We start from the raw sequence: 15,933 nt of genomic DNA, 5'->3' as shown, positions 1-15,933 counted from the left end.
AGTGCGGACGTTGCGGGTTCACCTGGAGGTAGACCATGGCTCTCGTCGCCGGCATCGACTCGTCGACGCAGTCCTGCAAGGTCGTCGTGCGCGACGCCGACACGGGCGCGCTCGTGCGCTCCGGGCGCGCGTCCCACCCCGACGGCACGGAGGTGGCGCCCTGGTACTGGTGGGACGCCTTGAAGTCCGCGATCGTCAGCGCGGGCGGTCTCGACGACGTCGAGGCGGTCTCCGTCGGCGGTCAGCAGCACGGCATGGTCGCGCTCGACTCCCGCGGCGAGGTGGTCCGTGACGCCCTGCTGTGGAACGACACCCGGTCGGCACCGGCCGCGCTGCAGCTCATCGACGAGCTGGGCGGACCGCAGGCGTGGGCCGACGCGGTCGGCTCCGTGCCCGTCGCTTCCCTGACCGTGACCAAGCTGCGCTGGCTGCGGGACGCCGAGCCGGAGAACGCCGCGCGCGTCGCCGCCGTCGCCCTCCCCCACGACTGGCTCACCTGGCGCCTCGCCGGCGCACCAGGGCTCGACGCGCTGGTGACCGACCGCTCGGACGCCTCCGGCACCGGCTACTGGTCCCCCGCCACCGAGGACTACCGGCACGACCTGCTCGAGCTGGCCCTGGGGCACGACGCGCTCGTCCCCCGCGTGCTCGGCCCGTCCGAGGCGGGCCCCCGGTCCACCGGCGGCGCCGTCCTCGGGCCCGGCGCGGGCGACAACGCCGCCGCGGCTCTCGCGCTCGGCCTGCTGCCCGGCGACGTCGCCGTGTCCATCGGCACCTCCGGGGTCGTCTCGGCGATCGCGTCCGCGGCCACGGCGGACGGGTCGGGCCTGGTCACCGGGTTCGCCGACGCCGCGGGTGGCTTCCTCCCGCTCGCCTGCACGCTGAACGCGTCCCGCGTGCTCGACGCCGCCGCACGGCTGCTCGGCGTCGACCACGCCGGTCTGTCCACGCTGGCCCTGTCCGCGCCGGCGGGTGCCGACGGGCTCGTCCTCGTGCCCTACCTGGAGGGCGAGCGCACGCCGAACAAGCCCGACGCCACCGGCGCCCTGCACGGCCTGCGCCTCGGTAACACGACCCCGGCGCACCTGGCGCGCGCCGCGGTCGAGGGGATGCTGTGCGCGCTCGCCGACGGGATCGACGCGCTGCGGGCCCAGGGCGTCGCGGTCGAGCGGCTGTTCCTCATCGGCGGAGGTGCGCAGTCCGCGGCGGTGCGGGCGATCGCGCCGTCCGTGCTCGGCCTCGACGTCCGCGTCCCGACGCCCGGCGAGTACGTGGCCGACGGGGCCGCCCGCCAGGCCGCGTGGGTCCTCTCCGGATCGGCGACGCCGCCGTCCTGGAGCTCGGCCACCGAGGCGACGGTGTTCACCGGCGACCCGGTCGCGCGGGTTCGCGAGCAGTACGCCGCGGTGCGCGAGCTCACGGGTGTACGACCCGCCTGAGCAGCGCGAGCAGAGACATGACGAGAGCCCGGCACCCCCCCGGGACCGGGCTCTCGTCGTTCGTGCGACGTATCAGTGCGACGCGTCGTACGCGGCCTTGACCTCCGCGGAGATGCGGCCGCGCTCGGACACGTGGTGCCCGTGCTCCTTGGCCCATTCACGGATCGCCTGGGCGTCGCTGGACGACGAGCGCCGCCCACGAGCTGCCGTCGACTTCGCGGCCGTGCGGCCGCCGACCTTGCGTGCGTGACCGACCCACTGGGCAAATGCGTCACGCAGCTCGCTCGCGTGACCGGAGGTCAGGTCGATCTCATAGGTGACGCCGTCGAGCCCGAACGTCACGGTCTCGTCTGCAGTTCCGCCGTCGATGTCGTCGACCAGCAGGACCTGAACCTTCTGCGCCATTGTGTTCTCCATGCGATGCGGGGGGAATGCTTGTCGCGTTCACTATCGCATCGGCACTTTAAGGCGTCAAACGGACGGGCCGGATTGATCTTTATTCCCGGCAACTTCTGCCGCGCGTTCGGCGGCGTCCATTTTGGCCAATGCCTGCCGTTCGGTGCGGTCGGCATTGACCAGCGCGCGGATGGCGAACCAGAACAGCAATCCGACGCCGATGGACGGCAGCAGGGCGGCCAGGGCCGTGAACAGGGGGTTCATGAGCCCAGCGGCTTCACGAGGGGAAACAGGATCGTCTCACGGATACCCAGGCCGGTCAGTGCCATGAGCAACCGGTCGATCCCGAGCCCGATCCCGCCTGCGGGCGGCAACGCGTACTCCACCGCCATGAGAAAGTCCTCATCTACGCGCATCGCCTCGTCGTCGCCCGCGGCCGCCAGCAACGCCTGCGCCTCGAAGCGCTGCCGCTGGATCACCGGGTCGACGAGCTCGGAATACCCGGTCGCCAGCTCGAACCCGCGCACATAGAGGTCCCACTTCTCGACGACACCCGAGATGGTGCGGTGATCACGCACGAGCGGGCTCGTCTCCACCGGGAAATCCCGCACGAATGTGGGCGCAAACAGATGATCGCCGACCTGGTGCTCCCAGAGCAGCTCGACCAGCTTTCCGTGGCTGATTCGCTTCGGGTCCGTCTCGATCCCGAGCTTGTCCGCATACACCGCCAGCGCGTCCAGGCCGGTCTGCGGGGTGATCTCCTCACCCAGCGACTCCGACAGCGACCCGTACATGCTCAGGCTCGCCCACGCGCCCCCGAGGTCGTACTCCTCGCCGTCGGGCATCGCGACCACGGAGGTGCCGAGCACGTCCTGCGCCGCGGTCTGCACCAGGTCCTGGGTCAGCGCCGCCATCGTGTCGTAGTCGCCGTAGGACTCGTACGCCTCGAGCATCGCGAACTCCGGCGAGTGCGTGGAGTCGGCACCCTCGTTGCGGAAGTTGCGGTTGATCTCGAAGACCCGCTCGATGCCCCCGACCAATGCGCGCTTGAGGAACAGCTCCGGCGCGATCCGCAGGTACAGGTCCATGTCGAACGCGTTCATGTGCGTGACGAACGGACGCGCCGCGGCACCGCCGGGCTGCGTCTGCAGCATCGGCGTCTCGATCTCGACGAAGTCGCGGCGGTGGAAGTTGTCGCGCAGCGACCGCATGAGCGCGGGACGCTGGCGGGCCGTCTCGCGGGCCTTCGGACGCACGATGAGGTCGACGTAGCGCTGCCGGACGCGCGCCTCCTCGGACAGCTCGACGCCCTCGTACAGGTTGGGCAGCGGGCGCAGCGACTTGGCTGCCAGCTGCCACTCGTCGGCGAACACCGAGAGCTCACCGCGACGCGACGCGATCACACGACCGTGCACGAACAGGTGGTCGCCCAGGTCGACGTCCGTCTTGAACGCCGCGAGCCGCTCCTCGCCGACCGCCGCGAGGCTGAACATGGCCTGCAGCCGGTTGCCCTCGCCGTCCTGGAGGGTGGCGAAGCAGAGCTTGCCGCCGACCCGCACGAACACCACGCGGCCGGCGACGCCGACCTCGTCGTCCGTCTCCTGCCCCGGCTCGAGGTCCGGGTGCTCGGCGCGGACCTGCGCGATGGTGTGGGTGCGCGGCACCCCGACGGGGTACGCCTCGACGCCTGCCGCGAGCAGCCGGTCCCGCTTCTCGCGCCGCACCCGGATCTGCTCGGGGGCGTCGTCGGGTGCAGGGGTGCTCTGGGGGGTCTCGCTCACCGGGCGATCCTACCGGCGCACGTCTCGTGCACCCGCTGGCTCGTCCGTCACACCCGCTGCAGCGGCTCCAGGTCGAGCGCCAGGTCCAGGATCGGCGACGAGTGCGTCAGCCCGCCCACCGACAGGTAGTCGACGCCGGTCGACGCGACCTCGCGCGCACGGTCGAGCGTGAGGTTGCCCGTGGCCTCGAGCTCGACCCCCGGGTCGACGGCACGCACCGCGGCGACGACCTCCGCGAGCAGCGGCGTCGGCATGTTGTCCAGCAGCAGGAACCGGGCGCCGGCGCCGACGGCCTCCAGCGCCTGGTCGAGGGTGTCCGCCTCCACCTGGATGGTCACGTCGGGGAACCGCGTGCGGACCGCCTCGATCGCGGCGGCCACCGACCCCGCGGCGACCACGTGGTTGTCCTTGACCATCGCGACGTCGTACAGCCCCATGCGCTTGTTGGTCCCGCCGCCGCAGCGCACTGCGTACTTCTCCAGCGCGCGCAGCCCCGGGGTCGTCTTGCGCGTGTCCAGCACCAGGGCGCCCGTGCCCTCCAGAGCGTCCGCCCACCGGCGCGTGTGGGTGGCGACGCCCGACGCGCGCGACGCGAGGTTGAGCAGCGTCCGCTCGGCGACGAGGAGCACCTGCACGGGACCGGTCAGGACGGCCAGCACATCACCGCGGGCGACCCGGGCGCCGTCGGCGACGCGCTGGTCGACGGACGGGACGGCCAGCCCGAGCCGCGCGGCAGCCTGGCCCACGACCTCGGGGATCACCACCAGACCCGCGACGACCCCGTCCTGCCGGGCCACGAGATCCGCGGCGCCGACGGCGTGCGGCGAGATCGTCGACTGCGTCGTCACGTCCCGGCCCGGCGCGGGGCCGAGGTCCTCGTCGAGCGCGACCGCGACCGTGCGGGCGATCCAGGCGGGGTCCAGGGCGAGGGTCGGGGAGGTCACGGCGTCACGGTAGCGGCGTTCGTCCGGCGTTCGCCGGAGTGACGACATCGTGGTGAGGCGGACGACCGGTACGCCGACTTCGTCCGGGACCGGGCGCCGGGATGCGGACACACGCACGCCGTCCCGGGGAGACCCCCTCCCCGGGACGGCGTGCGGTGCTCACGGGACGTCAGCGGACGGCGCGGAGGCCGACCCCCGGCCCGTCAGCGGGTCTTGACCGGTGCGCTCGTGCTCGGGCTCACGTTGGCGGTGTCGCTCGGGACGAACGTCGCCGTGTACGTGTGCTTGCCCGACGGGACGGTCCCGATCGCGATGCCGAGCACCACACTGAGGCGCTTGACCACCTTGGTGCCCTCACGGATCTCGATCGTGCCCGACGGGATCTTCCCGTTGTTCGTCGCGACCGTCGCCACCGCGAACGACGGGATGAACAGGAACCCCGGCGTGACCGTGAGACCGGTCGTCGTGGTGACCTTGTCCACGACCACCGTGACCACCGTCGACTCCGAGCCGGTCACGGTGTCGTCGCCGGCGAACCGGGCGACGACGTCGTAGCTGCCGGCGGGCGTGGACGCCGGCAGCCGCAGGGTGGCCGTGCCGTTCCGCAGGGTCGCCGTCCCGAGCACGGTGTCCCCGGCGACGAAGTCGACCGGTCCCGACACGGCCACGTCGGCCGTGACCGTCGCGGTGAGCGTGACCCGCGACGACGAGCCGAACACCTGGCTCGACGGGGCTGCCGTCAGCATGGTGGTCGACGACGGGGCGTCCGCCTCGACCAGCTGCAGGACACCCCAGCGGGCGGTGCTCTGGTAGCCGGCGCCGGTCGGGTCGGCCCAGTTGTGGATCGAGGTGCGCGCGCCGCCACTGGCGTCGTTCACCTGGAGGTCCACACCCTGGAAGCTGCCCGCGCCGCCGTCCTCGAGGAGGCTGATCGACGCCTCGACGACGTAGCCGGTGTCCGTGAGCCGCGTGGCGCTGACCAGCCGGTTCTGCTGGAACGCCTCGTCGCCCGTGCCGAACGAGACCACGTTGGTGGCGCTGATCCGGATCTGGGTGTCGTCGTACCGGTAGGAGCCGTTCTTGTAGTTGCCCGGGTCCACGTAGATCTCGACCGAGTCCTGGATCCACGGGTCGGAGCCCGAGACGTCCACGATCGGGTCGGTGACCTCCGCGAGCACGAACAGCGTGTTGTCCTTCCAGAGGGTGCGGACCTCCGCGGTCGCGCCGCCGGTGCCGTTGGTCTGCTTGTCGGTCCGGACGGTGGTGGCGTCGGCCCAGGAGGGGTCCTCGTCGCCGTCGATCGCGGGGGCCGTCTGGACGGCACCCACCTCGGCGTACGAGAGCGGCTCGATCAGCGTGAGCGTGCCCGTGGCACCCGGCGTGTTCCACGCGACGGTGCTCGTGTCGGTGCCCGACCCGTCCGTCACCCGGAGGTCGAACGGCAGCGTGCCGCCCTCCGCCACCGGCGTGGCGAGCGGGAGCTTCACGACGGCCTCGTACCCGCCGTCGCGCTCCGTGACGATGCCGTCGACGTCGCCCGAGCCGTCCCGACCGAACGTGACCGTCTGGCCCGCGTAGGCGATCTCGATCGCGTCCGTGTCCTGCGCCGTCGCGTCGTCCACCGAGACGTACGCCGTCAGGTTGTCCGGCGCCCAGCGCAGCTGGAAGGCGGTCGCGTCGTCGATGACGTTGAGCGGGAGCTGCGACCACCGGACGTCGGAGGTCGGGTCGGCCAGCGGCACGTCCTCTGCGAAGACGTTCGCCGTGCGCTGCCGGGCCGGCAGCTCGTCGTCGACGATCCCGACGTAGGCCGGCTTGGCCTGCAGCAGGTCGTCGAACACGAGCGGTGCGCCGGAGTCGCTGCGCCAGCTGCGGCCGTCGGTGAGGCCCCACACCGTGACCGAGAACAGGCTCTCGGCGTGCGCCCGGAAGATCCGGAACGCGTCCCGGTAGTAGTAGCCCTGCTCGACGAGCTTCCCTTCGGTCACCGGCGTGCCGGTGGTGACGTCGAGCTCGGTCACGGCCTGCACGACGGGAAGGTCCTCGAACGCGGTGAGCGCCGCCTCGAGCGCCGACACCGGCATCGCGAGGCTGACGTGGAACTGGTGCCCCACGCCGTCGACCGGAACACCGCGCTCGAGCAGACGCTCGACCAGAGCGTGCAGGCGAGCCTGCTTGCCGCCCTGCTCGGTGTTGTAGTCGTTGATGATCAGCGTGATCGGACGGTCGGCACCCGCGGCCGCGAACTCGTCGTTGAACGCCTCGTCCGCGTACCGGAACGCCAGGTCGATGAACTCCTCGCCCAGGATCCGGTACCACTCGCTGCGACGGAGCCCGTCGGCGAACTCGCCGCTGTCGCTGACCACCTCGTTGACCACGTCGAACGCGACCAGCGGGTTGGTGTCGCTGCCGAACTCGCCGTACGTGTCGCTCAGGTGCTGCGCCACGGAGTGGATGTGCGTCCGCAGCCGGTCCTTGAGGATCTGCTGGTCGGCCTCGCTCGTGGTGAGCGCCACGCCCGCGTCGTCCTGGAAGAACCAGGCCGGCGTCTGGCTGTGCCAGGCGAGCGTGTGCCCGTAGACGCGGATCCCGTTCTCCTGGGCGTACTGCATGATCGCGTCGGCCTCGGGGTGCGGCGTGAAGTTCTTCTCCGCGTCGTACCAGGCCTCGGGCTTCATGTAGTTCTCGGACGTGACCTGGTCGAAGTGCCGGAGCAGGAGCTCCGACTGCGCCCCGGTCTGCTCGCGGCTGTCGATCGCGACGCCGACAGGGAAGTCGACCGTGTCCTTGATCGGCGTCAGGTCCTGCACCTGCAGCGGGTCCTGGACCTTCACCACGACGTCGTCGACGAGGAAGTCGGACGTGTTGCCCGGGTCCCCGTTCTCCCACGGCGTCTCGAAGTACAGCAGCGCCGACTCGGCCGCGGCCATCTGGAACGTGCCGGTGACCTGGACCCACTCGCTGTTCGACATGCCCGTGAACTGCTTGAGCGTGTCGTAGGAGGTGCTGTCGCCAACCGTGCGGGCCAGGCTCAGCCACAGGTCGTCGGCGGTCTGGCCGGGCGCGAACCGCACCCAGGCCGAGTACTCGTAGCTGGTGCCCGGGATAAGCACGCCGGTGGCGTCGAACCCGATCCCGTGGCCCTGGGACGTGCGCTCGGTGAGCACGGCGGCCTGTGCGCCGCCGTGCGCCAGCTCGGTCGTGACCGCCAGGGTGCCCTGGCCCTCGCCGGTCGCGCGCGGGATCCAGCCCTGCAGCCCGTCCTCGAAGTCGGCGCTGATCACTGCCGTGCCCGGCGGCTGGCTCGGGGCCAGCGTCACGGCGGGCAGGGTGAACGTCCAGCCCTCGTCGAGGCGCTCCTGGATGACGGTCTTCGCCGCCGCGACCGTGCCGGCCCGCGAGCCGCCGCCGTCGTGCATCAGGACGACCTCGCCGGACTTCATGGCGGTGCGCAGCCGGGTGGTGAGCGTCGCCTCGTCCTGCGTCTCCCAGTCCGCGATCGTGTTCGTGACCGCGAGCGGCTGCATGCCCAGCGCCACGGCCGCGTTCTGGTTGGCCGTGGTCCACACGCCGTTGGCGGCGCGGAAGAACGGCACCTGCGCCGACGGGTTGCCCAGGGCGGTCCGGATGATCGTCAGGTTGTCGGCGAGGTCCTGCTCGACCTCCGCCTGCGTGCCGTCGAGCACGTCGTAGGACGTGCCGTGGTTGCAGAGCGTGTGACCGTCGGCGACGATCCGCTTCAGGATGTCGGCGCCGCCGGCGGCCTGGATGTTCTGGCCGATCACGCAGAAGGTGGCGTGGATCTCCTTGGCCGCCAGGAAGTCCAGCAGCTCGGTGGTGTCCGCGCCGTTGGGGCCGTCGTCGAACGTCAGCGCCGACCGGTTGCCCGTGCCCTGCGCTGCGGAGACCGGGGTCGTCGTGGGGTTGAGGGCGCCACCGGGCAGGACGTCGGGCGTCTCCGGCTCCTCACCGGCAGGGGCTGTGATCGTGATGTCGTCCACCAGGTAGGTGTAGGGGCCGTCCAGCGCGCCCGTGCCGATGTAGACCTGCAGCGTCGCGGGGTCGGCGTCGGCCGGCACGGCGTAGGTGCCGGTCACCGTGGTCCACGCGTCGGCGCTCATCGTGGTGTTGCCCACCCAGGAGTAGGCGGGCTTCACGACGAGGCGCACCCCGGCGGAACCAGCCGTGTCCGGAGCGAGCCGCGCCCGCATCGACAGCGTCAGCTCGGTGCCGGGCGCGACGTCCGCGAACAGGCCGGCGGCGGTCTGGATGCCGTCGAAGTCCTCCGTGCGGTTGGCCACCTGCAGGGCGGGGTTGCCGTCGACGTCGACCACCGACAGCGTCGCGCCGCCGCTGGCCGCCCAGTCGCTGTACGTGCCGTCCGTGAAGTCGGTGGACACCAGGGTCTCGTCGGTCGGCGCCGCGGCGGGTGCGGTGATGACGATGTCGTCGACGAGGTAGGTGTACGGGCCGGTCAGAGCACCGGTGCCGACGTAGACCTGGAGCGCGGCGGGGTCCGCGTCGGCCGGCACCGTGTACGTGCCGGTCACCGTCGACCAGGCGTCAGCCGTCATGGTCGTGTTCCCCACCCACCCGTAGGCGGGCTTCACGACGAGGCGCACCCCGGCCGAGCCGGCCGTCTCCGGAGCCAGCCGGGCACGCATCGACAGCGTGAGGACCGTGCCGGGCTCGACGTCCTCGAACAGGCCCGCGGGCGTCTGGATGCCGTCGAAGTCCTCGGTGCGGTTCGCCACCTGCAGAGCAGGGTTGCCGTCCACCTCGACGTGCGACAGCGTCGGACCGCCGCTCTGCGTCCAGCCGCCGAGCGTGCCGTCGGAGAAGTCGGTGGACACGAGGGTCGTATCGGCGGCGAGTGCCGCCGTTCCCGTGCTCACGACCGCCGCCGGGACCGCGGCAAGCGCCAGGGCCGTGGCCAGCGCGACCCCGATAGTTTCGAAATGATTCCGTGGCGATCGTGCCTGTCTCATCGACGCTCCCTTGCGCAGACGTATGCCCGGATTCGGGCGATCCTTGGGAGAGGTTAAGCAGAGCGCGGGCACTCCACTAGTGCTGGAGGTATCGAAACTCTCCGACGGTATCGATCGTTATGCCGATAGTGTCGGAGATTCGCTCAGGAGAGTGACGCCGCGGAACAGGTCCGGGCAGGGCTCTCAGGTCAGCGGGGCGCGACGCGAGATCAGGTCGCCCTTCGGGTCCAGCGACAGCTCCAGGCGCACCCGCCACGACGGGTCCGTCTCCGGGAAGTCGCTGCGCGCGTGCCCACCGCGGCTCTCCTCGCGCTCCAGCGCCGCAGCCGTCAGCACCGTGGCCACCTGGTGCACGTTCGTCGTCTCCCACTCGGCCACCTGCGGGGCGGCGAGCCGACGGCCCTCGTCGGAACGCAGGTGCGCGTCGGTCGGCACGGCGGCAAGCGCGGCGACTGCCCGCCGCAGGCCGTCGCCGGAGCGCAGCGGGCCGGGCCCGTCGGACGCGATCCGCTGCACCCGGGCGCGCGACGCGGCCGCGACCAGGGCCTCGTCGCCGGGCCGCGCGACGGGCTCCAGTGGACGCAGCGCGCCCTGCTGCACCTGCGCGGCGATGTGCCGGGCCGCGCGGGTGGCGAACACCAGACCCTCGAGCAGGGAGTTCGACGCGAGCCGGTTCGCGCCGTGCACGCCGGTGCACGCGGTCTCACCGACTGCGTACAGGCCCGGCAGGGTCGTGCGCCCGACCAGGTCCGTGACGACGCCGCCGGAGTGGTAGTGCTGAGCCGGGGCGACGGGGACCAGGTCGGTGGTCATGTCGATGCCGTGCTCGAGCAGGCGCTCGTTGATCGTCGGGAAGCGCGAGCGCAGGAACTCGTCGCCGAGGTGCCGGGCATCCAGCCAGACGTGGTCGGACCCCGTCTCCTTCATGCGCCGGACGATCGCGTGCGCGACGACGTCCCGCGGCGCGAGCTCGGCCATGGGGTGCACATCAGGCATGAACCGCACGCCGTCGGTGTCCACCAGCAGCGCACCCTCGCCACGGACCGCCTCGGACACCAGGGTCAGCTGTCCCTTCACGCCCGAGCCGAGCCAGAGCACCGTCGGGTGGAACTGCACGAACTCGACGTCGCCCAGCACCGCGCCGGCGCGCAGGGCCGCGGCGATCCCGTCGCCGGTCGCCTGCGCGGGGTTGGTGGACGAGCGATACACCTGGCCGATGCCGCCCGTGGCCAGCACGACCGCGCGGCCGAGAGCCGCGCCGACGCCGTCCCGCTGCCCCTCGCCGATGACGTGCAGCGTCACGCCGCAGGCGCGCCCGGGCCTGCCGTCCGGTCCGGGCGGACCCGTGAGGACATCGAGGACGAGCGCGTGCTCGATGACCTCGATGCCCGGGTCGTCGCGCACGGCCTCGATCTGCGCGACGAGCGCCCGGGAGATCTCCGCCCCCGTCGCGTCACCGCCCGCGTGCGCGATGCGGTCGGCGTGGTGACCGCCCTCGCGCGTCAGCGAGATGCTGCCGTCGGCGGTCGTGTCGAACACCGCACCGCGCGCCACGAGCTCGCGCACGCGCTGCGGACCCTCGGTGACCAGCACCTCGACGGCGCGCGGGTCGCACAGGCCCGCGCCGGCGACCAGGGTGTCCTGCAGGTGCGCGGCGGGCGAGTCCGACGGGTCGAGCGCCGCGGCGATGCCACCCTGCGCCCACACCGTCGACCCCGACGCGAGGATGTCCTTCGTCACCAGCAGGACCCGGGGGACGCGCGTGCGCAGCTCGAGGGCCGCCGTCAGACCGGCGATCCCGGAGCCGACGACGACCGCGTCGGCCTCGACCGTCCAGCCCGGTTCCGGGGCCGCCAGCCGGGTGGCGAGGCGGGTCACCGAGCGACCGTCGCGCGGCCCTCGGCGAACGGCAGCCCGCTCGGCTGCAGCCCTGACCAGTCGTCCGGCACCTGCCCGGGGTCGTCCCCGACCGACACGATCCGGTTGGTGTCGTCGACCAGGACGACGTGCGGCTCGTAGGTGCGGGACTCCGCGTCGGACAGCTGCCCGTAGGCGATGAGGATGACGACGTCGCCCGGGTGCACCAGGTGCGCGGCGGCGCCGTTGATGCAGACCTGCCCCGACCCCGGCTCGCCCGCGATCGCGTACGTGGTCAGCCGGGCGCCGCTGGTGACGTCGACGACGTCCACCTGCTGACCGGGCAGCACGTCCGCCGCCGCGAGCAGGTCCGCGTCGACCGTGATGGAGCCGACGTAGTGCAGGTCCGCCTGCGTCACGGTGGCGCGATGGATCTTGCCGGTCATCATCGTGCGCACCAGTGACGTCACGCGCCGACCTCCACGAGTCCGTTGTCGATGAGCCGGGTGGTCCCGACGGTTGCGGCGACCAGCAGCAGGGCCTCGCCGACGAAGTCCGCGGGCACCTCGGCGAACGTCACCGGGTCCACCAGCGCGACGTAGTCGACGTCCGTCCCCGCGAGCGCGGCCCGCGCGGTCGCGCGGATGTCCTCGGCACCGCCCCGGGCGAGCAGTGCCCGGGAGAGCCCGAGGGCCCGGCGGCGCTCGTCGGCGCTCAGGTAGGCGTTGCGGCTGGACAGGGCGATCCCGTCGTCGTCGCGGACGATCGGTGCCGCCTCGATCGTGACGGGCACGTCGAGGTCGCGGACCATGCGACGCACCGCGGCCAGCTGCTGCGCGTCCTTGGCGCCGAACAGCGCGACCCCCGGCCGCGTCAGGTGCAGGAGCTTGAGCACGACCGTGAGGACGCCGTCCAGGTGACCCGGCCGGCTGACGCCTTCGAGCACGTCCCCGATGTGACCCGCGCTGACGCGCACGACCGGGTCGCCGTCCGGGTACACGACCTCCGGGCCGGGGGCGAAGACGATGTCGTCGGGACCCAGCAGCCCCGGACCGGAGAGCAGGGCGCGGTCGCGTGTGAGGTCACGCGGGTACCGGGCGAGGTCCTCGGTCGGCGCGAACTGCAGCGGGTTGACGAAGATCGTCACGACGACGGCGTCCGCGAGCTCCCGGGCCCGCGCGACCAGCGACAGGTGGCCGGCGTGCAGGGCACCCATGGTCATCACGACCGCCCGCCGGTGCGGACGGGCGGAGTGCGCGGTCCCGGCGTACCCCTCGGTGCGCGGCACCGCCTGCACGTCCTGCACGGCGAGCGCCGCCGCCAGCGCCTCGCGCGTGTGCACGAGGGTCGGCGTCGTGGTCTGCGTGGTCATTCGTCCTCCTGCGGGTCCGGCCCGTCCTCCACGTGCAACGCACCGGCATCCTCGTTGATGCCGTCCAGAAGCTCCTGCGCGGCAGCCGGTGAGATCAGGCCCGCCGCGAGCGCCCGCCCGGTCGCCGAGCGCGCCAGGGCACGGTATCCCGCGACGACGTCGACCGCTCCCGTGGCAGCAGCGAACGTGGTGAGCGCCACACCGTGCTCGCGGACCGTCCCGGCGTCGCCGCGGCGCACCGGACCCGTGAGCGCGTTGATAGCGCCAGGCCCGTCCGTCCCCTCCGCGCGCAGCGCTCCGTCCAGGGCCGCCTCCAGCAGCGGGCCGAGCATGCGTCCCGGATCGCCGACGCCCGCCGCCGCGAGCGCCTGCGCGGCCTGCGCGACGAGCACGACCAGGTGGTTCGCGCCGTGCGCCAGCGCCGCGTGGTAGAGACCCCGCGCCTCCTCGGCCAGCACCACGGGCTCGCCGCCGATCTCCACGACGAGGGCCTGGCCGATGGGCAGCACCGGCGACGGAGCGGTCACCGCGAACGAGCAGCCGACCAGCCGCGCCAGGTCCAGCGACGTGCCCGTGAACGTCATCGCCGGGTGCAGCGCCAGCGGGATGACTCCCGCCGCACGCGCGGGCGCCAGCACGTCCACCCCGAACCGGCCCGACGTGTGCACGACGATCTGCCCCACCTGCCACGCGCCGACGTCCGCCAGACCGCGCACCAGGTCGGCCAGCGCGTCGTCGGGGACGGTGAGCAGGACCAGCTCGGAGCGGCGGACGACCTCGGGGATGTCGAGGACGGGGACGCCGGGCAGCAGCGTCGCCGCGCGCTCGCGCGACGCCTCCGAGATGGCCGACACCGCCACCACCGGGTGGCCGGCACCTCGCAGCGCGCTGCCGAGCACCGCGCCGACCCGCCCCGAGCCGACGACGCCGACCCCGAGCCGGCCCGGACGGGACGCCGGGTCCGGTGGGGTCACGCGCCCGCTCCGACGGCCGGCGGAGGGGTCGGACCGGGCTGTTCGGGGGCTCGGCCGGCCGTCCCGCCGGCCGGACCGGTGGTCGCCGAGTCCGGGCTCGACACCGTCGGCACCGGGCTCGGGAGGTCCTGCGGGGGTGCCGTCGTCGGCACCGGGTCCGGGACGTCGGGGGTCGGAGCGCCCACCGCGCGCATCCACTGCTCCGGCGTCGCGGACGCCCGGGCGGTGCGGGCACGCTCGGACTGCTCGTCGAGCAGCGCGGCGGCGACGCCCGCGTCGAGGTGGTTGACGCGCGGCGCGACCGGGCCGGGCGTGGAGTGCAGGACGAACGACGCCAGCCCGAACCGACGCTGGATGGGCCCCTGCTCGAGCCCGAGGGACTGCGTGCGCTCGTGCGGGACGACGTCGACGCTGCGCCAGATCCGACCCGACCGCGTCACCAGGGCCCGCTCGGTCACCCGGACCCCGTGGCGCCGCCAGCCGACCGGGTCCACCCAGCGCGCCCGGCGTGGAGCCGCGGTGAACCCGCCGTCGTCGTCCATCCCGGTCAGGGCCGCCTCGACGAGCGCCGCCGGGTCCTGCACGCCCAGGTCCGGCAGCACCAGCCAGAGCGCGGTCATCGCCTCGCCGCGCGTCGCCACCGGGTGCAGGACGGTGTCCCGCTGCTGCTGGTCGCCCTGGCCGTAGCCGGCGACGTTGATCTCGACGCGCCACCAGTCCGGCCCGCGCCACAGCGGACCCTGCCGCAGCCGGATCGCCTGGACCCGGCCGGGCGGCACGGTCTGCGCGCGCGACTCCGTGAGCCCGTGCCGCAGCCGGATGCCGTCGGGCGAGATCGCAGCACGGAAGTTGGCGCCCTGGTTGATCCGGCTCCACACGAACGTGACCCCGGCGAACAGCGGCGCGAGCAGCACGAACGCGGCGCTGATGTCCCGGGACACGATGGCCAGCGTGATCGCGCCCGCGACCACCAGCAGCATCACCGGCACGGCGCCGGACCGCAGCGTCGCGCTGACCAGCCGACCCATCGGCAGCTCGTAGACCTGACGCTCGGGGGCGACCTCGAACGGCACGGGAGCCACGGCCGCGTCTGGACGGCTCCCCTCGACCGGCACCGGCACGGGCACGGCACCTGGCCGCTGCAGCCCCGCCGCGAGCGCGAGCAGCTCCGCGCGCAAGGCCTCCGCGTCCGCCTCGCGCAGGAATGCCAGCGACACGGCCGACCCGCTGCCACCGGCCACCTCGAGCTTGAGCTCGGCGAGGCCGACCAGCCGGGCCAGCAGCGGCTGCACCACGTCGACGGCCTGCAACCGGTCGAGCCGCGCCTGGCGCTGCTGCCGGAAGAGGATGCCGGTGCGCAGGTGCACGGCCTCGTCGGTGACCGCGAACCGGGTCACCCGCCAGGCGACCGCCGAGTACCCGAAGCCGATGAGCCCGATCAGCAGGATGCCGCCCAGGAGCGCGAGGAACGCCGGCCCGTGCAGGAGGTCGATGGCCTGCTCGATGTTCTCGCCCACCTGGAACCAGCCGATGGCCAGCACCGCGACCAGGACCTTCCAGCCCTTGAGCGCCGGGGTGACCGGATGCATCCGCCGCCAGCCGGTGACGTCCTCGTCGCTGGTCGTCTCGACGTCGGGCGTGCTCGGCGTGCTGGGTGTGCTCGTCACAGCCCCGCCAGCCGCGCCTCGCCGCGGGAGGCCATCCGGTCACGCAGGCGCGCGGCCTCGTGCGGCGGCAGGCCGTCGATCGACGCGCTCGTCGCGGGCGACGCCGTGTGCAGCTGGACGGACGCGATCCCGAACTTGCGCGCGAGCGGCCCCGCGTTGACGTCGACGTACTGCATGCGGCCGTACGGGACCACCACCAGCGAGCGGAACATGATCCCGCGCCGCACCAGCAGGTCGTCGGCACGCTCCGCGTACGCCAGCGCACGCACCTGCCGCGGCACCAACCAGGCGATCCACCCGATCAGCAGCGCCACCACCGCCGGGAAAACCCAGAGCCAGACCTCCCCGACGAGCACCGCCAGGAGCACCAGCAGCACGAGGACCGGCCCGAGCACGATGGCTGTGACCGTCAGGCGCGCGCCGACGAGCCGGCTCGACACCGGCGTCCAGGTGACGTCGGTGGGGTCGAACGGCTCGCGGGTGCCGGGGACGGCGTCGGAGGTCATGGCCCCATC

12 protein-coding genes are annotated in these 15,933 nt (G+C 73.0%); 1 reads left to right on the top strand and 11 read right to left on the bottom strand.

Translation table 11 applies throughout. From position 1 onward, the window contains the following. The first annotated feature begins 35 nt into the window (after nt 1–35). On the top strand, nt 36–1,439 hold the full coding sequence (xylB, locus tag ASD16_RS11220; RefSeq protein WP_055916860.1) for a xylulokinase: 1,404 nt from the start codon (nt 36–38) through the stop codon (nt 1,437–1,439). Nucleotides 1,440–1,511: 72 nt separating this feature from the next. Here the strand turns inward: xylB and ASD16_RS11215 are convergent, their stop codons facing one another. From ASD16_RS11215 to ASD16_RS11165, 11 genes are all read right to left on the bottom strand, one after another. Continuing rightward, entirely contained in the window at nt 1,512–1,844 is a 333-nt protein-coding gene (locus ASD16_RS11215) for an Lsr2 family protein (protein WP_055916857.1), read from the bottom strand. 66 nt (nt 1,845–1,910) lie between these two features. Further along, nucleotides 1,911–2,099, bottom strand: a complete 189-nt coding sequence (locus ASD16_RS11210; RefSeq protein ID WP_055916853.1) for a hypothetical protein — start codon at nt 2,097–2,099, stop codon at nt 1,911–1,913. Beyond that, a complete protein-coding gene (gene lysS, locus ASD16_RS11205) occupies nt 2,096–3,616 on the bottom strand; it encodes a lysine--tRNA ligase (protein ID WP_055916850.1) in 1,521 nt (506 codons plus the stop codon). Before lysS ends, ASD16_RS11210 begins: the two co-directional genes overlap by 4 nt. A gap of 47 nt (nt 3,617–3,663) precedes the next feature. Beyond that, on the bottom strand, nt 3,664–4,560 hold the full coding sequence (nadC, locus tag ASD16_RS11200; protein ID WP_055916848.1) for a carboxylating nicotinate-nucleotide diphosphorylase: 897 nt from the start codon (nt 4,558–4,560) through the stop codon (nt 3,664–3,666). Nucleotides 4,561–4,763: 203 nt separating this feature from the next. After that, entirely contained in the window at nt 4,764–9,548 is a 4,785-nt protein-coding gene (locus tag ASD16_RS11195) for an endo-1,4-beta-xylanase (protein ID WP_082570778.1), read from the bottom strand. 183 nt (nt 9,549–9,731) lie between these two features. Then, nucleotides 9,732–11,426 carry an L-aspartate oxidase gene (locus ASD16_RS11190; protein ID WP_055916842.1) on the bottom strand — a complete coding sequence of 565 codons (1,695 nt, stop codon included), beginning with the start codon at nt 11,424–11,426 and terminating at the stop codon, nt 9,732–9,734. Next, nucleotides 11,423–11,875, bottom strand: coding sequence for an aspartate 1-decarboxylase (gene panD / locus ASD16_RS11185; protein ID WP_055916839.1), 453 nt, complete (start codon nt 11,873–11,875; stop codon nt 11,423–11,425). The genes ASD16_RS11190 and panD overlap by 4 nt, the downstream gene beginning before the upstream one ends. Next, on the bottom strand, nt 11,872–12,777 hold the full coding sequence (gene panC / locus ASD16_RS11180; RefSeq protein ID WP_055916836.1) for a pantoate--beta-alanine ligase: 906 nt from the start codon (nt 12,775–12,777) through the stop codon (nt 11,872–11,874). The genes panD and panC overlap by 4 nt, the downstream gene beginning before the upstream one ends. Next, a complete protein-coding gene (locus ASD16_RS11175; RefSeq protein WP_055916833.1) occupies nt 12,774–13,751 on the bottom strand; it encodes a Rossmann-like and DUF2520 domain-containing protein in 978 nt (325 codons plus the stop codon). The genes panC and ASD16_RS11175 overlap by 4 nt, the downstream gene beginning before the upstream one ends. After that, nucleotides 13,748–15,418 carry a PH domain-containing protein gene (locus ASD16_RS11170; protein WP_235523251.1) on the bottom strand — a complete coding sequence of 557 codons (1,671 nt, stop codon included), beginning with the start codon at nt 15,416–15,418 and terminating at the stop codon, nt 13,748–13,750. The genes ASD16_RS11175 and ASD16_RS11170 overlap by 4 nt, the downstream gene beginning before the upstream one ends. Continuing rightward, nucleotides 15,415–15,924, bottom strand: a complete 510-nt coding sequence (locus ASD16_RS11165) for a PH domain-containing protein (protein WP_055916830.1) — start codon at nt 15,922–15,924, stop codon at nt 15,415–15,417. Before ASD16_RS11165 ends, ASD16_RS11170 begins: the two co-directional genes overlap by 4 nt. Nucleotides 15,925–15,933 lie beyond the last annotated feature (9 nt).

This window comes from Cellulomonas sp. Root485 (assembly GCF_001426705.1).
GTDB lineage: Bacteria > Actinomycetota > Actinomycetes > Actinomycetales > Cellulomonadaceae > Cellulomonas.
This window is presented reverse-complemented; position numbering and strand designations above follow the sequence as displayed.